Source organism: Kibdelosporangium banguiense, from assembly GCF_017876405.1.
Classification (GTDB): Bacteria; Actinomycetota; Actinomycetes; order Mycobacteriales; family Pseudonocardiaceae; genus Kibdelosporangium; species Kibdelosporangium banguiense.
Genome location: NZ_JAGINW010000001.1, coordinates 5,547,447 through 5,571,210 on the forward strand (window position 1 = coordinate 5,547,447; position 23,764 = coordinate 5,571,210).

The 23,764-nt window shown below is 66.2% G+C and carries 21 protein-coding genes; 12 read left to right on the plus strand and 9 right to left on the minus strand.

Going from position 1 to position 23,764, the window contains the following annotated elements; genetic code table 11:
* Positions 1-81: 81 nt before the first annotated feature.
* Positions 82-417: a Cd(II)/Pb(II)-sensing metalloregulatory transcriptional regulator CmtR gene (gene cmtR, locus JOF56_RS26190; RefSeq protein WP_209642159.1), complete on the plus strand. Its 336-nt coding sequence runs from the start codon at positions 82-84 to the stop codon at positions 415-417.
* On the opposite strand, the gene JOF56_RS26195 is transcribed toward cmtR, so the two are convergent.
* The 3 genes from JOF56_RS26195 to JOF56_RS26205 form a co-directional block, all read right to left on the minus strand.
* Positions 401-934: a DinB family protein gene (locus JOF56_RS26195; protein WP_209642160.1), complete on the minus strand. Its 534-nt coding sequence runs from the start codon at positions 932-934 to the stop codon at positions 401-403. The genes cmtR and JOF56_RS26195 overlap by 17 nt on opposite strands.
* An 82-nt stretch (positions 935-1,016) precedes the next feature.
* On the minus strand, positions 1,017-1,691 hold the full coding sequence (locus JOF56_RS26200) for a carbohydrate-binding protein (protein WP_209642161.1): 675 nt from the start codon (positions 1,689-1,691) through the stop codon (positions 1,017-1,019).
* Between the two features lie 97 nt (positions 1,692-1,788).
* Positions 1,789-2,703: an alpha/beta hydrolase gene (locus JOF56_RS26205; RefSeq protein ID WP_209642162.1), complete on the minus strand. Its 915-nt coding sequence runs from the start codon at positions 2,701-2,703 to the stop codon at positions 1,789-1,791.
* Positions 2,704-2,815: 112 nt separating this feature from the next.
* On the opposite strand from JOF56_RS26205, the gene JOF56_RS26210 reads away from it, so the two are divergent.
* Both JOF56_RS26210 and JOF56_RS26215 read left to right on the plus strand, forming a co-directional pair.
* Entirely contained in the window at positions 2,816-3,427 is a 612-nt protein-coding gene (locus JOF56_RS26210) for a TetR/AcrR family transcriptional regulator (RefSeq protein WP_209642163.1), read from the plus strand.
* A complete protein-coding gene (locus tag JOF56_RS26215) occupies positions 3,424-5,031 on the plus strand; it encodes a CocE/NonD family hydrolase (protein WP_209642164.1) in 1,608 nt (535 codons plus the stop codon). The genes JOF56_RS26210 and JOF56_RS26215 overlap by 4 nt, the downstream gene beginning before the upstream one ends.
* Here the strand turns inward: JOF56_RS26215 and JOF56_RS26220 are convergent.
* Positions 5,006-5,908 carry a LysR family transcriptional regulator gene (locus JOF56_RS26220; RefSeq protein WP_209642165.1) on the minus strand — a complete coding sequence of 301 codons (903 nt, stop codon included), beginning with the start codon at positions 5,906-5,908 and terminating at the stop codon, positions 5,006-5,008. The genes JOF56_RS26215 and JOF56_RS26220 overlap by 26 nt on opposite strands.
* 125 nt (positions 5,909-6,033) lie before the next feature.
* On the opposite strand from JOF56_RS26220, the gene JOF56_RS26225 reads away from it, so the two are divergent.
* The 3 genes from JOF56_RS26225 (at position 6,034) to JOF56_RS26235 (ending at position 9,339) form a co-directional block, all read left to right on the plus strand.
* Complete coding sequence (locus JOF56_RS26225; RefSeq protein ID WP_209642166.1) at positions 6,034-7,428, plus strand: M20 family metallopeptidase; 1,395 nt, start codon at positions 6,034-6,036, stop codon at positions 7,426-7,428.
* The gene (locus tag JOF56_RS26230; protein ID WP_209642167.1) at positions 7,425-8,690 is read left to right on the plus strand and encodes an MFS transporter; all 1,266 of its coding nucleotides are present in this window, start codon (positions 7,425-7,427) and stop codon (positions 8,688-8,690) included. Before JOF56_RS26225 ends, JOF56_RS26230 begins: the two co-directional genes overlap by 4 nt.
* A gap of 97 nt (positions 8,691-8,787) precedes the next feature.
* Positions 8,788-9,339, plus strand: a complete 552-nt coding sequence (locus JOF56_RS26235) for an RICIN domain-containing protein (RefSeq protein WP_209642168.1) — start codon at positions 8,788-8,790, stop codon at positions 9,337-9,339.
* Between the two features lie 243 nt (positions 9,340-9,582).
* Here JOF56_RS26235 and JOF56_RS60220 read toward each other — a convergent pair whose 3' ends face one another.
* Positions 9,583-10,506 (minus strand): alpha/beta hydrolase family protein, encoded by a 924-nt coding sequence (locus tag JOF56_RS60220; RefSeq protein ID WP_307855263.1) that lies wholly within the window; start codon positions 10,504-10,506, stop codon positions 9,583-9,585.
* A 278-nt stretch (positions 10,507-10,784) separates the two neighbouring features.
* Here JOF56_RS60220 and JOF56_RS26245 point away from each other — a divergent pair, with 278 nt between their 5' ends.
* On the plus strand, positions 10,785-13,556 hold the full coding sequence (locus JOF56_RS26245) for an AfsR/SARP family transcriptional regulator (protein ID WP_209642169.1): 2,772 nt from the start codon (positions 10,785-10,787) through the stop codon (positions 13,554-13,556).
* A 198-nt stretch (positions 13,557-13,754) separates the two neighbouring features.
* Positions 13,755-15,986 carry a M4 family metallopeptidase gene (locus JOF56_RS26250; protein WP_209642170.1) on the plus strand — a complete coding sequence of 744 codons (2,232 nt, stop codon included), beginning with the start codon at positions 13,755-13,757 and terminating at the stop codon, positions 15,984-15,986.
* 51 nt (positions 15,987-16,037) lie between these two features.
* Here the strand turns inward: JOF56_RS26250 and JOF56_RS26255 are convergent, their stop codons facing one another.
* The gene (locus JOF56_RS26255; protein WP_245378404.1) at positions 16,038-16,436 is read right to left on the minus strand and encodes an Ig domain-containing protein; all 399 of its coding nucleotides are present in this window, start codon (positions 16,434-16,436) and stop codon (positions 16,038-16,040) included.
* Positions 16,437-16,667: 231 nt separating this feature from the next.
* Between JOF56_RS26255 and JOF56_RS26260 the strand changes: the two genes are divergently transcribed.
* Entirely contained in the window at positions 16,668-18,140 is a 1,473-nt protein-coding gene (locus JOF56_RS26260; RefSeq protein WP_245378405.1) for a PQQ-dependent sugar dehydrogenase, read from the plus strand.
* A 41-nt stretch (positions 18,141-18,181) separates the two neighbouring features.
* Here the strand turns inward: JOF56_RS26260 and JOF56_RS26265 are convergent, their stop codons facing one another.
* The 3 genes from JOF56_RS26265 to JOF56_RS26275 all read right to left on the minus strand — a co-directional run bounded on the left by JOF56_RS26265 (position 18,182) and on the right by JOF56_RS26275 (position 21,130).
* A complete protein-coding gene (locus tag JOF56_RS26265; RefSeq protein ID WP_209642173.1) occupies positions 18,182-18,733 on the minus strand; it encodes a hypothetical protein in 552 nt (183 codons plus the stop codon).
* Positions 18,734-18,790: 57 nt separating this feature from the next.
* Positions 18,791-20,095, minus strand: coding sequence for a lytic polysaccharide monooxygenase (locus JOF56_RS26270; RefSeq protein WP_245378406.1), 1,305 nt, complete (start codon positions 20,093-20,095; stop codon positions 18,791-18,793).
* Between the two features lie 90 nt (positions 20,096-20,185).
* On the minus strand, positions 20,186-21,130 hold the full coding sequence (locus tag JOF56_RS26275) for an RlpA-like double-psi beta-barrel domain-containing protein (RefSeq protein WP_245378407.1): 945 nt from the start codon (positions 21,128-21,130) through the stop codon (positions 20,186-20,188).
* Between the two features lie 30 nt (positions 21,131-21,160).
* On the opposite strand from JOF56_RS26275, the gene JOF56_RS26280 reads away from it, so the two are divergent.
* From JOF56_RS26280 to JOF56_RS26290, 3 genes are all read left to right on the plus strand, one after another.
* A complete protein-coding gene (locus tag JOF56_RS26280; protein WP_209642174.1) occupies positions 21,161-21,574 on the plus strand; it encodes a hypothetical protein in 414 nt (137 codons plus the stop codon).
* A gap of 72 nt (positions 21,575-21,646) precedes the next feature.
* Positions 21,647-22,933, plus strand: coding sequence for a NosD domain-containing protein (locus tag JOF56_RS26285; RefSeq protein ID WP_209642175.1), 1,287 nt, complete (start codon positions 21,647-21,649; stop codon positions 22,931-22,933).
* Positions 22,930-23,613, plus strand: a complete 684-nt coding sequence (locus tag JOF56_RS26290; protein WP_209642176.1) for a hypothetical protein — start codon at positions 22,930-22,932, stop codon at positions 23,611-23,613. Before JOF56_RS26285 ends, JOF56_RS26290 begins: the two co-directional genes overlap by 4 nt.
* The last annotated feature ends 151 nt before the right edge of the window (positions 23,614-23,764 follow it).

Sequence of the window (23,764 nt, forward strand, 5' to 3'; positions counted from 1 at the left end):
CCATTCAGGTGAATCCCGTGCGGACGAAGGGGACAACACTCAGGACACATCTGTGTCAGCTGTCGCTGTACTGTTTTAGTCATGCTGACGTGTGAGACGCGGGAATCGGCGCTGGCCCGGCTGGGGCGGGCGCTGGCCGACCCGACCCGTTGCCGCATCCTGGTGGCGCTGTTGGACGGGGTGTGTTACCCGGGTCAGCTGGCGTCGCAGCTCGGGTTGACTCGCTCGAACGTGTCCAACCACCTGTCCTGCCTGCGCGGCTGCGGCCTGGTCGTGGCCACTTATGAGGGCCGCCAGGTCCGCTACGCACTGGCCGACGCGCACCTGGCTCGCGCACTGGGCGAGCTGGTGCAGGTGGTGCTCGCGGTGGACACCGACCAAGCCTGCGTCGACGAGAAGCCTACGCAAGAGGATTGAGGACGAGGTATCCGTCCAAACGGGACACCTGACCGGTGTCCGGGTCGGGCGGGAGGGCGTGGCCGAGGTCGTTGGCGCGGACCTCGCCGATCCACTGGTCGTGCTGGTACTCGTGGTTGATCAAGGCGATCAGCAGATGAGTCGCCACGACGGTGAGCTGGGCCGGGGCGCCGACACGGCCGGCGGCGATGTCGTTCATCCGGGCGTGCACGCGTTCGGCGACGGTGTCCCGGAATTCGGTGAGCCGCTTGATGGTGGGCAGTGCGCCGCGGAACCGTTCGGGCTGTGCGGAGTCCATCAGACCGTCCAGTTCGGGGTCGGGGCTGGGCTCGGCCGCGGTGAGGTTGCGGATCATGAAGTGCGCGACGTGGGCCTGGTGGCCGAGGTGCCAGCCGATGGCGCTGGAGTCCTCACTGGGCCGCCAGGTCACCTCGTCCGGGCTGAGGTCCTTCCACAGCTCGTCGGTATATGCGCGGGCGTGGTCGTACTCGCGCAGCAGTGCCGTTACCTCGATCATGTGGCCACCTGTGTACCGGGAGATGGTGCGTGCCGCGCGCAGGCCGCCGGCCGGCGCGCCTTCGATTGCGGAAAGTACCGGATCACACCGGCGGTACGAGGGTGATCTTGTCGATGTTCGGGCCGCCGGTCTTGGTGATCGCGGTCGCCCTGATCTTGGTGGTGCCGGCCGGCACAGTCGCGTGAACGGTCAGCGTCCGCCAGTCCGACCAGCCGTTGGTCACCGGGAAGAACGCGTACTCGACCACAGTCCCGTTGACGGTGATGGCCGCGATCCGCGCCTCACCGCTACCGTTGGCAAACCTGAAGACGATGTCCGCGGCGGCCGTGGTCACGGTCCATTCGATCGCTCCACCCTGCGCGTTGTCGTAGTCGATGAATCCGGAGCCAGTGAATCCACTGTGGTTGGCCGCGAACCTCGCGTAGTAGACCCGGGCGTCCTCGGCCTGGTAATCCACGGCTGCGGGCTTCGGCGGAGTGGTCGGTGAGGGTGGCCTCGGCGAAGGCATGACCGGCTGGCGATACTCCGAAGTGGATGGTGCGGGCGTTCTGCTCACAGTGCCGATCGACGGCGACGGGAGCGGCACGGAAACGCTTGACTGCGGCGGTTTCGGTACATCCGCTTCGGAATACCGCGCCTGCGGCACAACGATCTGCGTGCCGACGGGCTGGTCGGGCTGATTCACCAGCAGCGTCGCGACAGCCGCCGCCGCGCACGCGGCAACCCCGAACGCGGCCCGCTTGAGCCTGCGGTCCATCTAATGGTCCTCCCCTTGCTCCTGCGTTAGGAGTAGTAGCACGAGGCAAGAGGTGATCATGGATTCATGCGTTCGGAGCATCGCGCGCCGCAAGTGTCTATGCGGTGGCCCGCCTGAGCCATTCGCGGCCACGCGCGACAAAGTCCTCGGCCAAGGTCGTCCTGGCTGCCCATGACTCGAATCCGTGGGGCGCGCCGGAAACCACGTCCAGCTCGCAGTCGACGCCGGCTTCACGCAGCCGTCGCGCGTAGTCGGTGTCCTCGTCGTAGAACAGGTCGATATCGCCCACGCCGACCCACGCCGGGGGAAGGCCGCTGAGGTCCTCGCGTCGGGCAGCCACCGAATAGGGCTTTGCCGCCTGTCCGGGGTGGCCCAGGTAGGCGCGCCAGCCGAACCGGTTGGAGCGGTTGTTCCAGACGTGATGCCGGATGTCGTCGAGTTCCGTCCTGGCCGCGGTCCGGTCGTCGAGCATCGGGCAGAACAGCAGTTGGGCGCGCGGCTGGGGCCCGCCTTCGTCGTGAATCCTGTGGACCAGGCTGGCGGCCAGACCGCCGCCCGCGCTCTGGCCCCCGATCGCGATCCGCGCCGGGTCCACGCCGAGATCCTCAGCCGAGCGCTGGAAGAAGTCCCACGCCGTGGCGCAGTCGTCGATCGCCGCCGGGAACGGATCCTCTGGCGCCAGGCGATAGTCGACCGAGACCACGACCATGCCCAGCTCGCGTGCGATGGTGGAACAGAGGCGGTCGTCCTGCGCGGGTATGCCCATGACCAGGCCACCGCCATGGATCCAGAGCAGTCCGGCGCCGGACGCGCCGGACTGCGGCCGGTAGACACGCGCGGGCGTTCCACCCGCGTCGACGTCCTGGAATCGGACCCCGTCGACCACCGCGTCCCGGCTGAGCCGACGCTGCGCCGCCCTCAGCAGCCGGCGTACCCATGTACGGCTCAGCGGCAGCGAGGGAACGCGTTTCACTGCTTTGCGCAATTCAGGGTTGACCCTGGTCAGCTCCATGAACCGCTCCCGTCCCGATGATCATCGACAAGGTACTTCCAGGGCATGCGGACGGCCACTCAGGATCAAAGTAACACTTGCTCCTTTAGTTACATCTGTGCATTATCTCGATATGGACCTGAACGAGGCTGAACCGGCGCGGGATCGCCGGGTGCGCCGCTCGCGCGCAGCGCTGATGCGGGCCGCAGTCGAGTTGGTCAGCGAGCGTGGCACGGCGGCCGTCACGCTTTCCGACATCGCCGGGGCTGCGGACGTGAGCCGCCGAGTGGTGTACCAGCACTTCGGGGACCGTGACACGTTGCTGCTGGAGGCTGGTCTCGATCTCGCGCGACGAGAGTTGTTGCCACGCCTGGCGGAGACCCCGCAGGAGGCGACCGGGCGTGAGCAGACGCTCGCGACGGCCCGGCATTTCGCCGATCACCGGGCGTTCTACCGCGCCCTGCTGACCGGTTCCTGCGCGTTCGCACTGGATCGTGGGCTGATCAGCCTGCTCCTGCCGATCAACCGGCAGGCCATCGGGAAACTGTACGGCGATCGGCTCAGCCGGCAGGTCGTCGACGATCTCGCCGTCCTGCTGACCGGGGGTGCGGGGTCCTTCATCACAAGCTGGGTCGTCGAGGGCGACGACCCGCTTGATCCCGAGGCGTTCACCGATCGGCTTTTGGACGTGATGTCCGTGCTGATGACTGCCACAGGCCGAATCGATGCGGAGGATGTCCGATGAACCTGATGAGCCACATCATCCAGCGTCAGCTCAAGCTGCCGCCGCCACTGACCCGCGACGTGGTGGTCCAGCGAGATCTGCGCGTGCCGATGCCCGACGGGGTCGAACTGCTGGCGGACCGGTGGGCACCGCGGGCCGGCGGTAAGGGTCTGCCGACCGCGTTGATCCGCACCCCGTACGGCCGCAGCGGCGCTTTCGGCATGATCTTTGCCAGGCCACTGGCTGAGCGCGGGTACCAGGTGCTGATCCAGAGTGTGCGCGGCGGGTTCGGCTCCGGCGGCGCCTTCGATCCGATGCGTCAGGAACGCGCGGATGGTCTGGCGACCATCGACTGGGTCGTGAAGCAGCCCTGGTCCGGCGACGCGATCGTGCTGTACGGCCTGAGCTACCTGGGGTATGTGCAGTGGGCCGTCGCCGATCAATTACCACCGCAGGTCAAGGCGATGATCCCGGTGGTGACCGAGTCGGCGCTGACGCTGGAGTTCCTGCGTTGCGACGGCATGTCACTGGAGACGCCGTTCGAATGGGGAGTCCTGGTCGGCACCCAGACTCGCCCGCTGGCGCTGTTGCGCAGGTTTCCGCAGGCGAGGAAGGCGGCGCGGGCGATACGGACGCTTCCGCTCAACCGGGCCGACATCGCCGCGTTCGGCGAGCGTTCCGAGTACATTCAGGACATTCTCGCCCACGACGCGGACGCGCCGCGTTGGGCCGGTTTCGACCACTCCAGCCGCGTGGCCGACGTGACTGTGCCGGTCAGCTCGATCGGCGGCTGGTACGACATCTTCCTGCCAGGTCAGCTCCGCGACTTCAAAATCCTGCAGGAAAACGGAAATCCAGCCCGGCTGACGGTCGGCCCATGGACCCACGCGGAGTTCAACAGCACGCCGGTCGAGCAGGCTGTCGAGTTTGGACTTGCCTACGCTCGCGGTGAACAACCGGCGCGACGCGCCCCGGTCCGGTTGTACGTCATGGGCGAGAACGCCTGGCACGACTTTGAATCCTGGCCGCCCGCCGGCTACTCGCCGCAGTCCTTCCACCTCGGTTCCGGTGGCGTACTGACGTCCGAACCGCCAACTGAGTCCAAACCGGACAGTTACCGCTACGACCCGAACGACCCGACCCCGGCCGTCGGCGGCGTACGCATGGTCAAGGACAGCGGCCGCGCGGACAACACCACACTGGAGGCCCGTCCGGATGTGCTCACCTACACCACCCCGATCCTCGACCAGGACGTCGAGGTCATCGGTGAGGTCAGCGCCCAGATCTGGTTCTCCTCCAGCCTGCCCCACGCGGACGTGTTCGTCCGCCTCTGCGACGTCGACCAGGAAGGGCGTTCCTGGAACGTCAGTGACGGCCTGGTCAGCGTCACCGACGCCGAGACTTCACAACGCGTGGACGTCAAACTCTGGCCGACCGCGTACCGGTTCAAGCGTGGACACCGAATCCGGGTGCAGGTCTCCAGCGGTGCTTTCCCACGCTACGCACGCAATCCCGGTACCGGCGAGTCACGCGCGACCGCCACTACGCTTCTGGCCGCTGACCAGAGTGCGTACCACGACCCGCAACACCCGTCCGCGATCATCCTGCCGATCCTGGGGAAGTGAGCAACGAGACCAGCTTGCTGGTGAACTGGGTGGCCGACCAGGGCAGGCGACGGCCGGGCATGGTCTGGACCTGGGCCTCGCGCTGGCGGAACACCGGATGGTCGAGTCGTACGTAGGCGACTCCGTCGACGTCGAGGTCGCCCAGGTCGCCGACGAGTGCGACGCCGCCGGCGCAGCGGACGAATTCGTACAGCGGGGCCAGTGCGTCGCAGACCAGTACCGGGTGGATGGTCAGGCCTTCCAGCTGCACGCCGATGTCGAACAGTTCGCGCTGGCTGGTCGCGGTCGAACCGAGGGCGAGCGGGTATTCGCAGAGTTCCGCCAGGCCGACCCGGTCTCGTCCGGCCAGCTCGTGTCCAATGGGGACGATTCCGGCCACGGGTACCTCGACCGCGCATTCCACTCGTACGTTGTGCTGTGGCCCCATTGTGTACGTGACGGCGATGTCGGCGATCCCCTCGACGACCCGGCGAGTCGCTTCCTGGCGGGACACGACGTCCAGCTGGAAGGTCACGTCTGGATTTTCGCGCCGGAATGCCGCCATCGCACGGGGAATGATCCGGCGCCCGAAGCCCTCCGAGCAGGCGACGGTGATGGTGCGGGTTTCCACGTCAGGGCCTGCGCGTAGCTCGTGGACCAAGGCGGCGGCCTCGGCTTCGCTGCGGCGGGCATGCGCCAGGAGCCGGGATCCGGCGTCGGTCAACGTCATGCCCCGGGCGTGCCGGACGAACAGGGGCACGCCGAATCCGGACTCGAGCTTGCCGATCTGCCTGCTGATCGCCGACGGTGCGACGGTCAGCGCTTGTGCGGCCTCGGTCAGCGTTCCGGTGCGGGCGACCTCGAGGAAATAGGTGATGCCTACGGGCAGCAACTGCATCGGGGCCTCCGTGCTCGGTTTGCCGATATTAGAACGCTGAGTGGCGCAAACGGCAATGGCCGGTGACCGGCGAGCGGCTTACGCTGCTGATCAGCGCAGCGACCGTCAATCCTGGAGCATGCCCGGTGATCTCCGCGAAACTGATCGAACAGGCCGAGAATCACGTCGACTTCGGCGCCTTCTTCGGCGAGCTGGCGACGATGGTCGGCTATCGCACGGAAAGCACCAGTGCGGGCGGCCGCGTTGCCCTCAAGGCATACCTCGACGAGATCCTGACGCCGGCACTGGCCGGACTGGGATGTTCGGTGACCGAGTACCCCAACCCGGATCCCGCCGGCGGCCCGTTCCTGGTCGGGACCCGGGTCGAGTCGCCCGAGTCGCCGACAGTGCTGTGCTACGGCCATGCCGATGTCGTCGACGGTCAGTCCGGGCAGTGGCGTGACTGCCGCGACCCGTGGACCCTTACTGCCGAAGGGGACCGCTGGTACGGCCGTGGGGCGGCCGACAACAAAGGGCAGCACCTGGTCAACATCACGGCGTTGCGGCTGTTGCTCGCCGACCAGGGCGCGCTCGGGTTCAACCTGACCTGGCTGTTCGAAACCGGTGAGGAGATCGGTTCTCCCGGCCTTGCCGAGTTCGCGGCCGCGCATCGCGACGAACTGAAGGCGGACGTCCTGATCGCCTCGGACGGCCCGAGGCTCGACGCGACCACACCGACGTTGTTTCTGGGAGCGCGGGGTGGCGTGGGGATCATGCTCGACGTCGACCTGCGGCCTGATGCGTACCACTCCGGCAACTGGGGCGGCGTCCTGCGCAATCCGGCGACAACTCTCGCCGGAGCGATCGCGAGCCTTGTCGACGGGCACGGTCGCATCCAGGTGCCGGAGTTGCTGCCGCCCGAACTCCCGGACGCCGTGCGTGCGGCTCTGGCCGGTGTCCAGGTCGCGAACAGCCCTGGCGACCCGGTTGCGGACGAAGGCTGGGGCGACACCAGCCTGACTGCCGCCGAGCGGCTTTATGGCTGGAACACACTCGAAGTCCTTTCGCTCGGGGCCGCGGACGTCGACAACCCCGTCAACGCCATCCCGGGCCGGGCGCGCGCGATCCTGCAACTGCGATATGTCGCCGGAACAAACGTGGACCATCTGACCGAGGTCATCGCTAGGCATCTAGCTACCCATGGCTATCCGATGGTCGGCGTCACCATGCTGAACAGTTTTCCGGCCAGCCGTACCGAAATCGACGGCACATGGCCGCAGTGGGCCAAGCAGACGCTTGAGCAAGTCACCGGCAAGCCCGTCGCCGTCCTGCCCAACATCGGCGGTTCCCTGCCAAACCACGTTTTCACCGACATTCTCGGCCTGCCCACGCTGTGGCTGCCGCACTCGTATCCGGGCTGTCTGCAGCACGCGCCGGACGAACACATGCTCCGCCCGATCGCTCGCGAGGGGATTGTGCTTGCGATCGCCCTGTTCCATGCCCTCGGCAACCAGGTATCGTCCGGAAAGGACAGTCAATGACGACTGTGACGCCTGCGCCCAGAGTGTCCACGAAGCGTGCGATCGCGGCCGCGACAATCGGCAACGCGCTTGAGTGGTTCGACTTGGCCGTCTACGCGCTGATGGCTGTCTACATCGGAAAGGCGTTCTTCCCGCCCGGAGATCCTGGCGTCCAGGTGGTGCAGGCGTACGCGGTTTTCGGTGTGACGTACCTGATCCGCCCGCTCGGCGGGCTGGTCCTCGGCGCTTACGCCGACCGGCACGGGCGTAAGAAAGCGCTGATGGTGACGATCTGGCTGATGCTCATCGGCACACTACTGATCGCGATCATGCCCGGTTACGCCACACTGGGGATCTTCGCGCCCATGGGGATCGTGGTCGCGCGCCTGATCCAGGGATTCGCGGCCGGCGGCGAGTTCGGCGCCGCCACCTCGTTCCTGGTGGAGCAGAACGAAAAACGCAAGAGCCTGCTCGGCAGTTTCCAGTTCGCCAGCCAGGGACTGTCCACATTGATGGCCGCAGGATTCGCCGCCGGGCTGACGGCAGTGCTGTCCCAGCAACAGATGGTGGAGTGGGGCTGGCGGGTGCCGTTCGTGTTCGGCCTGCTGGTCGGCCCAGTCGGCTACTACATCCGCCGGCATGTGGACGAGTCGCCGGCGATGACGCAGCAGGCCAAGAAGTCCTCGCCGATCCGTACGGTGTTCCGGGACCACTGGGCCGGTCTGCTGATCGCCGGTGGAGCGTTGGTGGTCTCGACCGCGCTCAACTTCATCCTGCAGTACATGCCGACCTTCGGGATCAAGGAACTGGGCCTGGACGACTCCCTGTCGTTCGTCGCCCTGTTCATCACGGGCGTCATCCTGACAGTGGTGACGCCGGTCGTCGGCCTGCTCGCCGACCGGTTCGGCAGACTGAGGATCATGGTGCCGTCCGCGGTGCTGATCGGCGTGAGTGCCGTCCCCCTGTTCGTCTGGCTGACGACGGCTCCATCCTTCCTGACCCTTGCGCTGTGCATGACGATTCTCGGTCTGTTGAAGGCCGTCTACTTCGCCGCCCTGCCATCGGTGATGTCCGACGCGTTCACTGTGGACGCTCGAGCGACCGGGCTTTCGTTCAGCTACAACATGGCGGTCGGCGTCTTCGGCGGCTTCACTCCGACGATCGCCGCGGCACTGATCGCCGGGACCGGCTCCCAGACCTCCCCGGCGTACTACCTGCTGGCCGCATCCCTGCTGAGCGTCGGCGCGCTGGCGGCGGCCAGCAGAACCCGAGGCATCCGCTGACGGCCCTGACCAGGGCACTCATGTGATACCAACGAAATGCTCATGACCCGGCGGCAACGCTGAGCGGGTCAGACCGGCCTCGTTTCCTGGAGGATGGATGAGCATCTGGTTACGCAAGGCATTGGCGTTCGCGGCGGCCGCGGCGGCAATGCTGTGCCTGTCACCGGCAGCGTCCGCAACCGAGTCCACGCAACCGGCGGTACAGGGCATCAACCCGGGCACGTACCAGAACTTGATCAACAACTACCACCGCAAGTGCCTTGCCGTGAACTCGGCGGACAACCGCAACGGCAAGCCCCTGATCCACTACGACTGCTACTCTTCGTTCACAGATCAGTACTGGCGGTTCGAGCCCATCGCCGCGGCCCCCGGCTACTACCGGATCCGCAACCAGCGCACCGACCGATGCGTCGCCGCCGCGAATCCCAACAACGGCGCCCGCATGGTCCAGTACGACTGCGTCGACAGCTACTACGACCAATGGTGGTTGCCCGAGCTCATGCCCGACAACCTCCACTACCGCTTCCGCAACTACAAGAGCGGCCGCTGCCTCGCCGTCCCCTCCGACCAGGGCCAGAACGGCGCGAACGCCGTCAACTACGACTGCATCCTCGGCTACAACGACCAATGGTGGCAAGTCTGGCCGTGACGCCACCCCAACCAACAGCACAGAACCCCAAACCGATTTAACCCCCACTACAAGAAGAAGACAGTCCCCCACCCAACCCGGGGGGTGTCCCTGCTCCAGTCTACAGGGGATAGGGTCTGAGCAGGGGTTTTCAAGCCGTGAACCGGTGCGAATGGGCCATTCGCACCGGGATCACCTGAATGGCTGAAGATCTGGCGGGTCAGGTCAGCGCGCGTGAGTGGAAAGCGAATCCGGTCACCGAGATCAACGGTCCGGCACGCCGGTTGGCGCTCCCAGGCCTAGCTCCGGTTGGCGGGCCGAAGGTACGGACAGGCCGGGGGCAGCGCCGCCGAGCGAAAAGCTAGCCCGGTTGCCGAGACGAATAGTCAATACCTGTGGATGGCTACCCCTGGGGTTTGAGCTTGATGCTGTAGTCGGCGAGCCAGGCGAGTACGTCGTGATGGTGTTGCTGGGATCGTGGTGAGTTCGGCGACCGGCTCCGGGGGCGGGTGGAACGTCCGTTTTGAGTTCGGCTTCTGCAAGGATGAGGCCATGCGGGGGCGGGTCGAACATGCCGCCCATCCGCCACGGACTACTGCCGGAAGGGATTGTCAGCCGGTGGTGAGGAGGCGCTCCAGCCAGTTGTGGCGCGCCGCGACAGCGGCCTTGCTGATCCGTGCTTCGGGAACCTCCCGATCGAAGGCGTGGATTCCGCCGGGCCACACGTGCAACTCGGCCCTGCCGCCCGCCTGCCAGATCCGGCCGGCGTACTCGAGGACCTCCCTGCATGGCTGAGGCACTGTCGTTGCGGTCATCGAGCATGGGGCACATCAGCAGTTGGCCGAGCAGGCGGGGACCGCCCTTGTCGCGCACGGTCAGGGCGAGCGCGGCGCTCAGGCCGCCGCCGTGCATGTAGTAGAGCGTCGGCCGCGATGTGGGTGCGCCGATGGGCGTGCAGATCAGCAGCGGGATCTCGGGATCGCCATGCAGACCGGGCACCGACGGCTGGGAAACGGTGAAGCGCCCGCCGCAGCTGAGGTCCTCCAGCGCAGCCACAGCGGCGTCGACCTCCGCGCGGATCCCCGGCAGCTTCTCAAGGCTCACCGGCGCCAGCTCCGGCTCTTCGGCCATGTAGGCGTCGTAAGCGGCCTGAAGTTCGGCGTCGAGTGGAACGGGCGCGGCGGGCACGGCCTTCCCCCTTCAAGATTCACGCGCGCACGTTAGTGCCCTCGTTCCCTACGCGCCAGCCGATTTTCACTACCTCGCCGATCTCGCAGCAGGGCTGGGCGGATCAGCGAGCAAACCGCATCCCGCGCCGCCTGGCGGAAGCCCAGACATATCAGAGTCTCCCTACGCCGACAGGGCTGCATCGGTTTAGCCCGAACGTTCGCTGCGTGCGGGCAGTGCTTGAGCGGGTTGATCGGACCCGGTAAGCATGGTCTTCCGGGGCGCAGGGAGGAAGCCGGATGACGGTGCAGTTCCGTCTGCTTGGTGATGTCGAGGTGCATGTCGGCGATCGGCCGATCGCGATTGGTTATGCACAGCTGCGGTGTGTGTTGGTGGTGCTGCTGGTTGAGGCGAATCATGCGGTCTCGGTTGATCAGCTGGTTGATCGGGTCTGGGGAGATCGGCGTCTTCCCCGTAGTCCGCGCGCCGCGGTTCAGCACAGTATGACTCTGCTTCGCAGTGCTTTGGCTCCCGCTGAGGGAGTGACGATCGCTCGGAAGTCGGCTGGCTATCAACTCACGGTTGACCCTGAGGCGGTTGATCTGCATCGGTTTCGCCGGCTGATCAGGGATGGTAGGGCGGCTGATGATGACGGTCAGGCTGCTGTGCTGCTTGATCAGGCGTTGAAGTTGTGGCGTGGGGAACCGTTCGCCGGGTTGGGCACTGCTTGGCTGGAATCTGTGCGCGCCACGCTGATTCAGCATCGGCATGCGGCCCGGCTTGATCTTGTTGATGTTCGGCTTCGGCTCGGCGAGCATGCCGCCCTGCTGCCTGATCTGCTGGCTTGGGTGGGCAAGAATCCGTTGGACGAACGCCTGGCGTGTCAGCTCATGGTCGCTCTGTACCGCAGTGGCCGCCCGGCCGACGCGTTGGACCACTACCAACAGGTGCGCTGCCGGTTGGCTGACGAGCTCGGGACTGACCCGAGTTCGCCGCTGCAACGCCTGCACGAGCAGATCCTCGCGACTGACCCGGCGCTTACGGCTCCCACGGTGCAGGCCGCCGCAATGGCGGTACCGCACCAACTGCCGGCCCAGCCACGCCTGTTCACGGGTAGGACTTGCGACCTGGCTGGCCTTGATACCACGCTGGCACTGGAAAACACCGTGACTGTCAGCGGAATCGGTGGGATAGGCAAGACGTGGCTGGCGTTGCACTGGGCGTACCAGCATCTCGATCGGTTTCCCGATGGCCAGCTCTATGTCAACCTGCGCGGTTTCGACCCCACCGGGCAACCGATGTCCGCGGCGACCGCGGTTCGCGGTTTCCTTGATGCGCTTGGTGTTGTTCCCGCCTCCGTTCCGTTTGACGTGGACGCGCAGGTCGGGCTGTATCGCAGTCTGGTCGCGGGCAAACGGATGCTGATATTCCTGGACAACGCCGCCGACAGCACCCAGGTGGCTTCCCTGCTGCCAGGGAGCCCGACGTGTGTCGTGCTGATCACCAGCCGTCGGCACCTCAGTGGCCTGATTGCCGCGCATGGCACGCGTTCGGTGAACCTGGACCGGTTGACCGACGACGAGGCTTACCGGCTGCTGGCCCGGCATCTCGGTGCGGACCGGCTGGCCGCCGAACCCGGTGTGGCGACTGAACTGCTGGATTGCTGTGCGGGTCTGCCACTGGCGATCAGCATTGTGGCCGCGAGGGCCACAATGCACCGAGGCTTCTCGCTGTCTGTACTCGCCGATGAACTGCGTGACCAGACCGGTCGGCTGGATGCTCTGGACACCGGCGACAATCTGGTGAACCTCCGGGCCGTGTTCTCGTGGTCCTACCAAGCATTGTCCGCTGAGGCAGCCGACGTGTTCGGTGCACTTGGTCTCGCCCCGGGCGCGGACATCGGCTTACCCGCGATCGTGAGCCTCACCGCGCTGCCCACCGCCCGCGTCCGTGCCTGTCTACGCGAACTGGAACAGGCGCACCTGGTCGACCAACACGCCCCAGGTCGCTACCGGATGCATGACCTCGTCCGGCTGTACGCGGGCGAACGTGCCCGCCACGACAAGTCGCCTGCGGCGCTGCGGCGATTGGTCGATTTCTACGTGCACACCGCGTTCGCCGCTGAGCGACGGTTGGATCCACACCGTGAGCCGATCTGGATCGGGATCCCCGCCAAAGGCTGTACCCCGCATGAATTCGAGGACGAGCCGGCCGCGATGGCGTGGCTGGCCACCGAGCTCCCGAACCTGCTCGCCGTTCAGAAACTGGCTGCCGGGCACGGCCGGCATGCCACGGTCTGGCATTTGGCCTGGACGCTGAACACGTTCTTCCGGCGGCGGGGCGACTATCACGATGCCGTCGCGGTGTGGCGGGCAGGCGTGGCCGCAGCGGACAACTCGGGTGACGGTGCGGCTCAAACTCTTGCCCGGAGAAGCCTCGGCAATGCCTGCGGTGGATTGGGACTTCATTCCGAAGCCCTGCGGCACCTTCAGCAGGCTCTCACGGTCAGCCGACAGACGGGCGACGTCTCCGGACAGGCCCACGCCCATCACCTTACTGCCGCCCTTTGGGACGACTGGGGCGACGACCGGCGGGCACTGGAACACGCCATCCCCGCGTTACGCCTGTTCCAGGAGCTCGACTTGCCGGTGTGGGAGGCCTGGGCGCACACCCAGGTGGGCTGGCACCAGGCCCAAGTGGGGGATTACCAGCAGGCGCGCGCTCATTGCGAGGCCGCCCTGACACTGGCCCGCCGCCATCGCGACCGCGAACTGGAAGCGACCACATTGGACAGTCTTGGTCATATCGCGCACAACACCGGCTGTCACAGTCAGGCTCTCGACTACTACTGGCAGGCACTCGGCCTGCTCCGCGACCTGGGCCACGACCACCACGAAGCCGACACCCTGCTTCGCATCGGTCACGCGCACCATGCTCTCGGGCACCACGACATGGCAGTCGCGGCCTGGCGGCAGGCTCTCGAGCTTTATCAGGCCCAGCGGCGAGCCGATGACGAGGACGGCGTCCGGCAAGAACTGGAAGCCCTTTCCGGCCACCGTTTGTCCGGTTAGGAACGCCGGCGGTTGTCAAGAATCCATCGGATGGTTTCCGGGCCTTTGTTTCGGGTTGATTGTCCTTTTTGTCTCCGGAAATGTCGTAATTCAATTATGGTTATACGTTAATGAAGTCCATTGCTTGTCCGATGGACAACGGGCGGCGAAGCTTGATCTCTCGTTTTCGTTATCCGCCCTGCTCTAGGAGACGAATCAATGCTGTTGAGACCTGCCGTCTTAGCCGTGGCGGGCGCGCTTGCCGTTGCCTCGGTCACCGCGGCGACCGCACAGGCCGCGCCGCCGTCCAGTAGTGTGGAAGCGTTGGTCGCCGGACGTTCGCCGGTTCTGTATGCCAGTCAGGATGACGCTTTTGTCCAGCGCAAGGTTATTTCGTCCGCTGGGTTGAAGTATGTCCAGTATGACCGTACTTACAAGGGTCTGCCGGTTTACGGCGGCGACTTCGTGGTGGTCACGAATGACGCGGGCCAGGTGCTGAACACGTCGGTCGCGCAGGAAACCTCGATCAATCTGGCCAGCACGACGCCGGTGGTCACGAAAGCCAAGGCCGAGTCGATCGCCCGCGCGCAGCTGTCCACCGTGGACAATGTGGGTGGCGCGACGCTGATCACGTACGCCCTCGGCACGCCCCGGCTTGCCTGGGAGAGCACGGTTTCCGGCCGGGACGCGGAAGGCCCGAGCAAGCTCAGCGTCATCGTCGACGCGCTGAACGGGACCGTCCTGCACACCCAGGAGCGCATCTTCAACGGTGACGCCACCAGTGGCTGGAACGGCCCGAGCCCGGTGCACATCGACACCACGCACTCCGGCAGCACGTACTCCTTGCGTGACCCCGCACTGACCAATGTCAGCTGCCAGAACGCGTCCGGCAACTCCGTGTTCAGCGGCCCGGACGACTTGTGGGGCAACGGGAACCCGACCGACCGGGAGACCGCTTGCGCGGACGCGTTGTTCGCCGCGCAGACCGAGAGCAAGATGCTGTCGCAGTGGCTGGGCCGTAACGGTTTTGACGGCAACGGCGGCGGCTGGCCGATCCGGGTCGGCCTCAACGACGTGAACGCGTACTACGACGGCAGCCAGGTCCAGATCGGCCACAACAACGCCAACCAGTGGATCAGCTCGATCGACGTCGTCGCCCACGAGCACGGCCACGGCATCGACGACCACACTCCCGGCGGCATTTCCGGTGCGGGCACGCAGGAGTTCGTGGCCGACGTGTTCGGCACCGCGACCGAGTGGTTCGCCAACGAGCCGTCCCAGTTCGACGGCCCGGACTACACCATCGGCGAGCGCATCAACCTGGTCGGCAACGGCCCGATCCGCAACATGTACAACCCGTCGGCCCTCAACCACCCGAACTGCTACTCCAGCTCCATCCCGTCCACCGAGGTGCACGCCGCGGCCGGGCCCGGCAACCACTGGTTCTACCTGCTTGCCGAGGGCAGCAAGCCGACCAACGGCCAGCCTGCCAGCTCGACCTGCAACAACAGCACGGTGACCGGCATCGGCATCCAGAAGGCGCTGAAGATCTTCTACAACGCCATGCTGATCAAGACCACCGCCAGCTCGTACCTGCGCTACCGGACGTGGACGCTGACCGCGGCCAAGAACCTGTACCCCGGCAGCTGCGCGGAGTTCAACACCGTCAAGGCCGCGTGGGACGCGGTGAGCGTGCCCGCGCAGTCCGCCGACCCGACCTGTACTCCAAGCGGTACAACGGTTTCGGTGACCAACCCGGGCAACCAGTCGGGCACGGTCGGCTCCGCGGTCAACCTGCAGCTCGCTGCGACCGGCGGCACCACGCCGTACACCTGGACCGCAACGGGCCTGCCTACTGGAACGACGATCTCCTCGTCCGGCCTGATCTCCGGGACGCCGTCGGCCACGGGCACGTTCAACGTGACAGCCACCGCGACAGACAGCGCCAACCGCAGCGGTTCCGCGTCGTTCACGTGGTCCATCGGCGATATAGGTAACTGCTCCGGCCAGAAACTGGGCAATCCCGGCTTCGAGTCCGGCAATACAGTGTGGACCGCGACCACCGGCGTGATCGGTCAGAACCGTGCCGCACAACCGACTCACGGCGGCACGTGGAACGCCTGGCTCAATGGTTCCGGTCGCACGGGGACGGCTTCGTTGTCGCAGTCGGTGAGCATTCCGTCCGGCTGCAAGGCGAGCCTGACGTTCTTCCTGCACATCGACACGGCGGAAACCACTTCGTCGATCCAGTACGACAAACTGACCGTCACCGCGGGTAGCACAACCCTGGCGACGTATTCGAACCTGAACAAGGCCGCCGGTTACTCGCAGAAGACGTTCGACGTCTCCGCGTTCGCCGGTCAGACCGTCACCATCAAGTTCAACGGCACTGAGGACAGCTCACTGCAGACGTCGTTCGTCGTCGACGACACGGCTCTGACGCTCAGCTAGAAAACACCGAGGGCGCGGCGCGCGGTCAGTTCGTACTGATCGCGCGCCTGCTCAGCAGGTACGGCACTCCCGGGGCACCTGGATGGTGAAGGTCGCACTGCTCGACGACCCGGCTGTGTCCGTCGCGGTGACTGTCACGGTGTAGATGCCGGCCGACGCGATTCCGGAGATCACGCCCGTCGACGCGTTGATACCCAGCCACCGGCTCAGTCCGGTCGCCGACCACGTGTACGCCGGTGCACCGCCGGTCGCCGTGATCTGAAGGCGGACCGGATCGAACTCGACGAACCGCTGATTGCCAGGATTGACCACGCTCAGTGCACTGGCAGTCAATTGTGGCGCCGTGCTCTGAGCACTGGCGGGGATTGTAGTGATCATGGTCAGGGCAAGTGCCGCGACAGCGGCCATGCAAAGCCCGGCTAATCGCCGGATCACAGAAGGTTTGGCCATGCGGCTATCGTGGGCCGCCTGACCCGGCAACGACACTGTCCGGGCCATGGTTGCGTTGTCCGGCCTATCGGTGATGAGCCGGAAGAGCCACAGCGAGTCCGCCCCAGGGCCGAACCATGATTGACAAGCGGTGCGGCACCGAGCCAGTCTGGGAGCGCTCCCAGAAAGTTTGGGGAGTCCCTGCGAGTATGGGAGTGAACCATGTGGCGACATCAACGAAGTTGTCGAGGCATGATCGTCGCGGCCGTGCTGCTCGGCTGCGCGCAAGCACCGGCCGAGGCGCGAAGTGCTGTGGTGGCGGCGCCTCCATCGCTGGACCAGATCACCGTCACGACTACTCAGGTGGCCTTCGGACTGCGCCGGCCGACGGCGATCGTGGCACCGAAGGACGGTAGCGGACGGCTGTTCATCACTGAGAAGTCCGGCACGGTAAGGGTTTTCCATCCGGATACCGGGCTGGCGACGGCGCCGCTGTTCAGCATCCAGGACCGGGTGAGTGAGACCGGGAACGAGCGAGGGCTGCTGGGAATCGCTGTGTCCCCGGCCTTCACACAGGATCAGTCGCTCTATCTGGCCTACACCCGGGTTCCTGACAGTGCGGTCACATTGGCCCGATACCGGTTGACGGACGGGCGAGTCGAGGAGTTGCTGACTCAGGAACACGCCACGTACTGGAACCATAACGGTGGCCAGCTGGCGTTCGGGTCCGATGGCCTGCTCTACTGGTCGATCGGTGACGGCGGGGACGCGGGCGATCCGTTCCGTAGTGGCCAGCGTCTGGATACGTTGCTGGGCAAGATTCTTCGGCTGGATGTCAGCCGCACGTGTGGTGCGCTTCCGTACTGCATACCGCCGACGAACCCGTTCGTCAGCACGGCGGGTGCGCGAGGGGAGATCTGGGCGTACGGCCTGCGCAACGCGTGGAAGTTCTCAGTGGATCCGGCCGATGGGTCGTTGTGGATCGGGGATGTCGGTCAGGGCGCGGTCGAAGAGATCGACCACCTGGCGGCCGGTGCGGGTGGTGCGAACTTCGGGTGGTCCTGCCGGGAAGGCCGGCAGGTCTTCGATGCCAGCCGGTGCACGCCTGCAACCGTGTACACCGACCCGGTGTTCACCTATCCCACCTCTGTCGACGGGTGCGCGGTGATCGGCGGGGTCGTCTATCGGGGGTCGCGTTACGCCGATGTGGCTGCCGGTACGTATCTCGCCTCGGACTATTGCACCAACCCGGCGTGGGCGTTGCGCAAGAACTCCGACGGAACGTACGCACAGGCCAGGATCGGCGAGCTCCCCATCCAGGTGACGGGTTTCGGCACGGATGCCGCCGGAGAGATCTACCTGGTCAACGATCTGCCCGGGCAGCTGCACAAAGTCGGCTTCGCACGCAAGCTGAACTGTACTGTCAGCTACCAGGTGCAGTCCGAGTGGGGCTACGGATTCACCGCGTCGGTCACGATCACCAACAACAGCACCACGCCGATCAATGGCTGGCGGCTGCGGTGGGCGTACGCGGACGGGCAGAAGGTCACCAGCGCGTGGAATGCCACTGTGACCCAGGACGGTTCGACGGTCTCGGCCGCCAACGCGAACTGGAACGCGGTCATCGAGGCAGGCAAGTCGGTGAACTTCGGGTTCATCGCGTCGCGCAACGGACCCAATACCCCGCCTGCGGCGTTCGCTTTGAACGACGCAGGCTGCCGCTAGACGAACAAGCGCCTGCCGTCCTCAGTGGACGGCAGGCCTATTCAGTGGTGATTCCAGGTGACGAAGGTACAACCATCGACGTCAGCTGCCACCGTGTCGGCATTGGGGATGTCGACCGGCCTGCACCACAGGTAGCGCAGGCCGAGGCGTTCGATGCCGAGTTCCCCCGCGGTGACCGCGAATCCGTTGCCGAAGGCCCAGTCCGGGTTGTCCGACAGCTGCCCGGCCGACATTCCACGTTGCCAGAACTCCTGCAGAGCCCGCTGCCGGCCCGGTTTGAACACGACCAGGCCCAGCTTGGCGTACGGCTTCACCGAGCACGTCGCCCACTCCGCGACGAACGGCTCGTACCAGGAGTACCGCTGCGGACCGAGATAGTCGGCGAGTTCCTCTTTGGACGCCGGTTCGACGTTGTCGCATTCGTCGGTGGACTGTTGCACCCATGTGGACACATCGTTCAACGAGGTGAGATGCCGGCCAAGTGCCGCGGTGCCGGAACTGCCCGGTGCGGCATGATGGTTGCCGTGCTGCGGCTCACCGGAGCAGCCGGCCAGCAGGGATACAGCCGCCACGGCGACGAGGAACCGCCACATGTCGATCCTTCCTTCGGGCTGGGCACGCCTTGGCATGCCCAGCCCACAGGTCGTCCGTCAGGAGGTGGTGCAACTCGTTCCGTTGAGCGTGAACGCGGTTGGTGCGGTGTTCGCCGTGGAGAACGATCCGTTGAATCCGAACTCGACGGTCGCGTTCGCGGCGATGACACGGTTGGAGTTGGAGTTCTGTGCCGTGACCTCGGTCGTCGGCTGGGTGACCTGGGCGTTCCACGCGCTGGTCACCTTCTGCCCGTCGGCGTAGGTCCACTTCAACGTCCAGCCGTCGATGGCGGCCGAGCCGGTGTTGGTGATCTTCACGCTCGCGGTGAAGCCACTGGGCCACTGGCTGGGCGTGGTGTAGCCGACGCGGCAGTTTCCTGCCGGTGGGGTCGACGTGGTGGTGAAATTGACCACTGTGGACGGTTGGGAGCGGTTTCCGGCGGCGTCCTTGGCCACGACGAAGTAGCTGTACGCGGTCGACGGCGACAGTCCGCTGAGGGCGGATGTCGTGCTGCCGGTCGAAGAGACGAGCGTGTCGGTGGTGCCGGTCCTGCGGTACACGTCATACCCGACGACGCCGATGTTGTCGGTTGCGGCGGCCCAGTTCAGTGTGGCCGATGTGCCGGTGATGTTGCTGACGGCCGGCGTTCCGGGGGCACCGGGCGGCTGGGTGTCAGGTGGTCCGCTGCCGCCGCCGAAGTTCACGTCGGAGCAGTTGTAGAACGCCTCGGGGCTGTCGGACCGCTGCCAGATCGAGTAGATGATGTGCCTGCCGGACTTGACCGGCAGGGTGCCCGCCCACGTGTACTCGGCGCCTTCCGGGCCGCTGCCGTTGATCGGCGGGTTGGTGACGCTGTTGAAGGGCAGCGATTCCAGGTCCGACCACTTCAACGGCTGGTTGGGGTTCCAGCCGTCCCGGGTGACGTACTGGCTCCAGGTGCCGGGGTGGGGCGCCCAGGCGTTGTACCGGAATGTGATCGCTGCGCCGGACAGCAGTTGAGTGGTCGGCCAGTCCGTGCGGGCCAGGTTGTAGCCGTCGTACTTGGCTGTCGGGCCACACAGCTTGCCGTCCGGAATGATCTCGCGGTGCCGGCCGCCCGCGTTGCTGATCAGGTTGCCGAACCAGTCCCACAACGGCTGCTTGCCGCCGATGGCGACCGCGGCCTTGCACGCCGGGTTCTGCGGATTCAGATCACCGCCACCACCCGCTTTCCCGTCGACATAGCAGGCATGGGTCCGGGTGGAGGGGAACGTCATTCCGCCGTGCGCCTGTGCGGTGGTGGGTGGCAGGGCCAGTACGGCGCCGGCCACGACCAAACCCATCACAGCGGCAAGGGACGCGCCGTTGCGTCGTTGTCGCAAGAGATCTCTCCTTCATCTTTGTGGTCGCAGGGTGAAGGAATCTGGGAGCGCTCCCAGATAGGCATAGCATTTACGACGTTTGGGTGTCAATCAGTGGCTGCTGCCGGTGGTGTAGCCGACGCTCGTGTACGCCGCGGAACAGCTGTTCGCGCACTGGCTCGGCAACGTGAAACTGTAGACACGGCCGTTGTTGAGCAACGCGTCCGAAGCGTCTCGCACCCGGATCTGGTAGGAGGTCCCGGCGCTGGTGGTGGGGCCGATGATGAACGCCTGGCCCATGTCGCTGTTGGGCTTGGCCTGCTGCCAGGTGCCGTTCGCGCCGAGGTACTCCACGCTGTGGATGCCGTTGGGCAGATGGGAGACCGCGATGGCCGGCCAGTACCGCTGCGCACCCTGCAGGAAGCCCAGCCGCAGGTCGCCGGTGTAGTTCGGGCTCGGCACAAAAGACCAGGAGACGTGGCGGTTGTTCCAGTGTCCTGGGTTGAGATCGCCGACCGGGACGCCGTTCTTGGTGAACCTGTTGAGCGACGAGGTGACCAGATCGAGGTGGTTCGGGTCGTCGCGGCACCATGCGTTGGCGTCGCCGCAACTGTCGGCCACCACCATGGTCAGCGTCGCGTCGTTGTACTTGTCACTGATCCAGGACCCGTTGCGGCAGAACGGTTGTCCGGGCGCACCGTCATTGGTGCCCGTGCAGTAGTCGCCGATCGTCACCTGTATGAACCGCCCGCAGTTGCGACCGTTGTCCCACAGGCCGATCTTGCTGGCCTGTGAGGCAGGCAGTGGCCGGGGATAGAAGCTGTAGTCGCGAGGTGTGTTGTACACGTTGAGCGCCACGAAATCCTGCGAGTCCAGGACCGCTTGGGGCAGTCCGCAGCCGCCATAGGGTGCGCCGAGTCCGTCGAAATGGGTGGCATTGCCTGTCAGTGTCGCGGCTGCCGAGATCCAGGGCCGTGGCGACACGGAGCCCGCGATCACCACCACAAGGGCGACAACCGTTGCCAATGCAACGCGGGGCATGATTCGCGGCGTCATCCCGGCCTCCTCGTTGAGGTGTCATGACGAGTGCGCGAGGCTACGCTCCTGTTCTGGGAGCGCTCCCAGGATCGCACTGTAGCCGGTGGCGCGCCGCAGGACACTCCTCCACTTGGACCAGCCGACCGGCCTGACCCCGGCTTCAGCACCGCGAGCATGGCCCGGACGTCCGAAGTAGACAGATCGCAGACCACGACCGCGCAGTGTCGCTGGGATATGCGTGGCCGGACGATTCCGGCCTGGTGCTCGCCGTGGGCCGCTACGACGTCGTCCGGTTCGCTGATCGCGCCCGGTGCGGACGCGGCCGGGATGCAAGGCCCGGCGAGCAGGCCCGCTGTTGACGCGGTCCCGGCGGCCAGAAGGCGGCGGCGCGACAGGCCGGCAGAGGAGACCATGGCGGCCATGATGCCCATCTGCTGTGCCTCGCGTCCGCACGCCCCCTGAAAGAGCGAATTTGTATACCTGGCTGGGGGAACGCCGGAGTTCAGGGTCGCGGAGTGCGGCACGCTGTGTGCCGTGCTCCGCGTTCCTCCCCTTGCGCTCGTTGTCCTGCTTACCTGTGCCGGTCTGGCCGGGTGCGGTGTGCCGGAGGGCGCCGGTCCCTCGACGCTGCGGGTTCCGCAGAACTACGCCGCGATATCCGGCGCCGCGGAGGCGGCGGAGCCCGGTGACCTGATCCTGGTCTCTCCGGGCCGGTACACCGAGACCGTGCGGCTCAGGACGGCCGGGGTCACCCTGCGCGGGACCGACCGTAACGCGGTGGTGATCGACGGGGAGATCCGCCGCGCCAACGGTGTCGTGGTGAGCGCGCCCGGTGTGTCGGTCGAGAACCTCACTGTGCAGGCCAACACGCTCAACGGGGTCCTGGTCACCGGGATGTCCGACGGTGGCGACGGGCTGGCCAAGGGCAGTAACGAGTACACCAGGCTGGACCCCGAGAAGTTCCCGCCCTTGCAGGGGTTCAGGGTGTCCTATGTGACTGCCGCGAACAACGGCCTCTACGGCATCTACGCCTTCGACGCGCAGCACGGCGTGATCGAGCGGAGCTACGCCTCGGGCAGTGCGGACTCCGGGATCTACGTCGGCCAGTGCCGTCCGTGCGACATCGCAGTCCGGGACAACATCGCCGAACGCAACGCTGTCGGCTACGAGGCCACGAATGCCTCGGGTGACCTGTACGTCCTGCGCAACAGGTTCTCCGGCAACCGTGTCGGGCTGACGTCCAATTCGGACTACCAGGAGGCGCTGGTGCCGCAGAGCGGTGCGACGGTGGTCGGCAACCTGCTGTCCGGCAACGCCGAGCCCGAGTCGCCCGCGCAGGCCGAGGGCGGGTTCGGGATCGGTATCGGGATCGCCGGCGGTACGGACGACCTCGTCGCCCGCAACCGGGTCGAGGGCAACCCGGCTGCCGGGATCGTGCTCGGCTCGGCCATCGACCTTCCACCGCTACGCAACCGCCTGATCGGCAACGTTCTCGCCGGTAACGGTATCGATGTGGCTTTCGCCGCGTCCGCGCGAGCCCCGCGTGACGGGAACTGTCTTCAGGACAACATCCTTGCCACTCTTGTCCCGAATGGACTGATTCAGGTCTGTCCGGTTCCTGCCGGCGCACAGCCGTCGGCGCCTCTGCCGCGGATGAACCCGCCACGAGGGGTGCCGTTTCCGGCCGTCGCGGCGCCGCCGCCCCAGCCGGGTATGCCAGGCGCCGAGCATGCTCCGCCTTCGTCCGCGGCCGGGTTGCCCGGACCGGTGGACGTGGCCGCGATCGGTGTGCCCGGGACGAACCTGCTGGCCGTCCGATGAGGACGTTTCAGGCGGCGCTTGCCGCATCGGTGCTGATACTGACGGGGTGCACGTCGGCTCCCGAGCCGCATCCGCTGACCCAGGAGCAGGCCGAGCTCCTGGCGGTGGTCCGGTTCACCAACCACGACCACCAGGTCGTCGCGTTCCGAGGCCGGCTTCCCTCCGCCGCCGGCACGCTCGAACTGGCGGGCCGGATCGACTACCTCCGGGGCATCGGTTACGGCACATTGCGCACGGACGGAGGTGTCGGCTACGGCTCGGCTGGTGTCCTGCAGTGGAGCCGGCGTGGGCTGGCCTTCCTGGCCGGTGCGACCGAAGCGAGTGATCCGCCGCCTGCGGGTCAATGGCGGCTGCGCCCGATCCAGGCGACCGGCGGAGAACTCGACACGGCGCTGGCGCTCCTGCTCGACCTTGGCAACGACCGCCCTGACAACGCCCAGATACTCCGGCAAAGCGGTGCGCGCTGGCTTCGGTCGGACACAGTGGACGGTACGCCGGTCGACGTCTTCGAAGGACCGCGGGCCGCGGGCAAGGCGGGGCCGCGCCTGCGTTACTGGGTGGCCGGCAGTGGTGATCTGCGACAGGTCGAGGCCCGGATCGGTGCCGCCGAGGCCGACGCTTCGTTCGGCTTCACGCCTGGAGCGGCCCCGTTCAGCGCGATGCCCCAACTGTCCGGATAGGACTTTAGTGGAATTCGCCCGGTGGGTGACCTGTTTCCCGGAAGGGTGATTCCGGGATGTGGGCGCCAGGGAAAGGCTGCCGGAAACGCCGCTAGGTGATCATCCTTTGTGGGCGGATTGACCCGAAACGGTGAACAGTCGGCACTGTTGG

Coding starts and splice junctions, on each gene's coding strand:
- cmtR (WP_209642159.1), top strand. CDS start 82: ATGCTGACGTGTGAGACGCGGGAATCGGCGCTGGCCCGGCTGGGGCGG.
- JOF56_RS26195 (WP_209642160.1), bottom strand. CDS start 934: ATGATCGAGGTAACGGCACTGCTGCGCGAGTACGACCACGCCCGCGCA.
- JOF56_RS26200 (WP_209642161.1), bottom strand. CDS start 1,691: ATGGACCGCAGGCTCAAGCGGGCCGCGTTCGGGGTTGCCGCGTGCGCG.
- JOF56_RS26205 (WP_209642162.1), bottom strand. CDS start 2,703: ATGGAGCTGACCAGGGTCAACCCTGAATTGCGCAAAGCAGTGAAACGC.
- JOF56_RS26210 (WP_209642163.1), top strand. CDS start 2,816: ATGGACCTGAACGAGGCTGAACCGGCGCGGGATCGCCGGGTGCGCCGC.
- JOF56_RS26215 (WP_209642164.1), top strand. CDS start 3,424: ATGAACCTGATGAGCCACATCATCCAGCGTCAGCTCAAGCTGCCGCCG.
- JOF56_RS26220 (WP_209642165.1), bottom strand. CDS start 5,908: ATGCAGTTGCTGCCCGTAGGCATCACCTATTTCCTCGAGGTCGCCCGC.
- JOF56_RS26230 (WP_209642167.1), top strand. CDS start 7,425: ATGACGACTGTGACGCCTGCGCCCAGAGTGTCCACGAAGCGTGCGATC.
- JOF56_RS26235 (WP_209642168.1), top strand. CDS start 8,788: ATGAGCATCTGGTTACGCAAGGCATTGGCGTTCGCGGCGGCCGCGGCG.
- JOF56_RS26245 (WP_209642169.1), top strand. CDS start 10,785: ATGACGGTGCAGTTCCGTCTGCTTGGTGATGTCGAGGTGCATGTCGGC.
- JOF56_RS26250 (WP_209642170.1), top strand. CDS start 13,755: ATGCTGTTGAGACCTGCCGTCTTAGCCGTGGCGGGCGCGCTTGCCGTT.
- JOF56_RS26255 (WP_245378404.1), bottom strand. CDS start 16,436: ATGGCCAAACCTTCTGTGATCCGGCGATTAGCCGGGCTTTGCATGGCC.
- JOF56_RS26260 (WP_245378405.1), top strand. CDS start 16,668: ATGATCGTCGCGGCCGTGCTGCTCGGCTGCGCGCAAGCACCGGCCGAG.
- JOF56_RS26265 (WP_209642173.1), bottom strand. CDS start 18,733: ATGTGGCGGTTCCTCGTCGCCGTGGCGGCTGTATCCCTGCTGGCCGGC.
- JOF56_RS26275 (WP_245378407.1), bottom strand. CDS start 21,130: ATGACGCCGCGAATCATGCCCCGCGTTGCATTGGCAACGGTTGTCGCC.
- JOF56_RS26290 (WP_209642176.1), top strand. CDS start 22,930: ATGAGGACGTTTCAGGCGGCGCTTGCCGCATCGGTGCTGATACTGACG.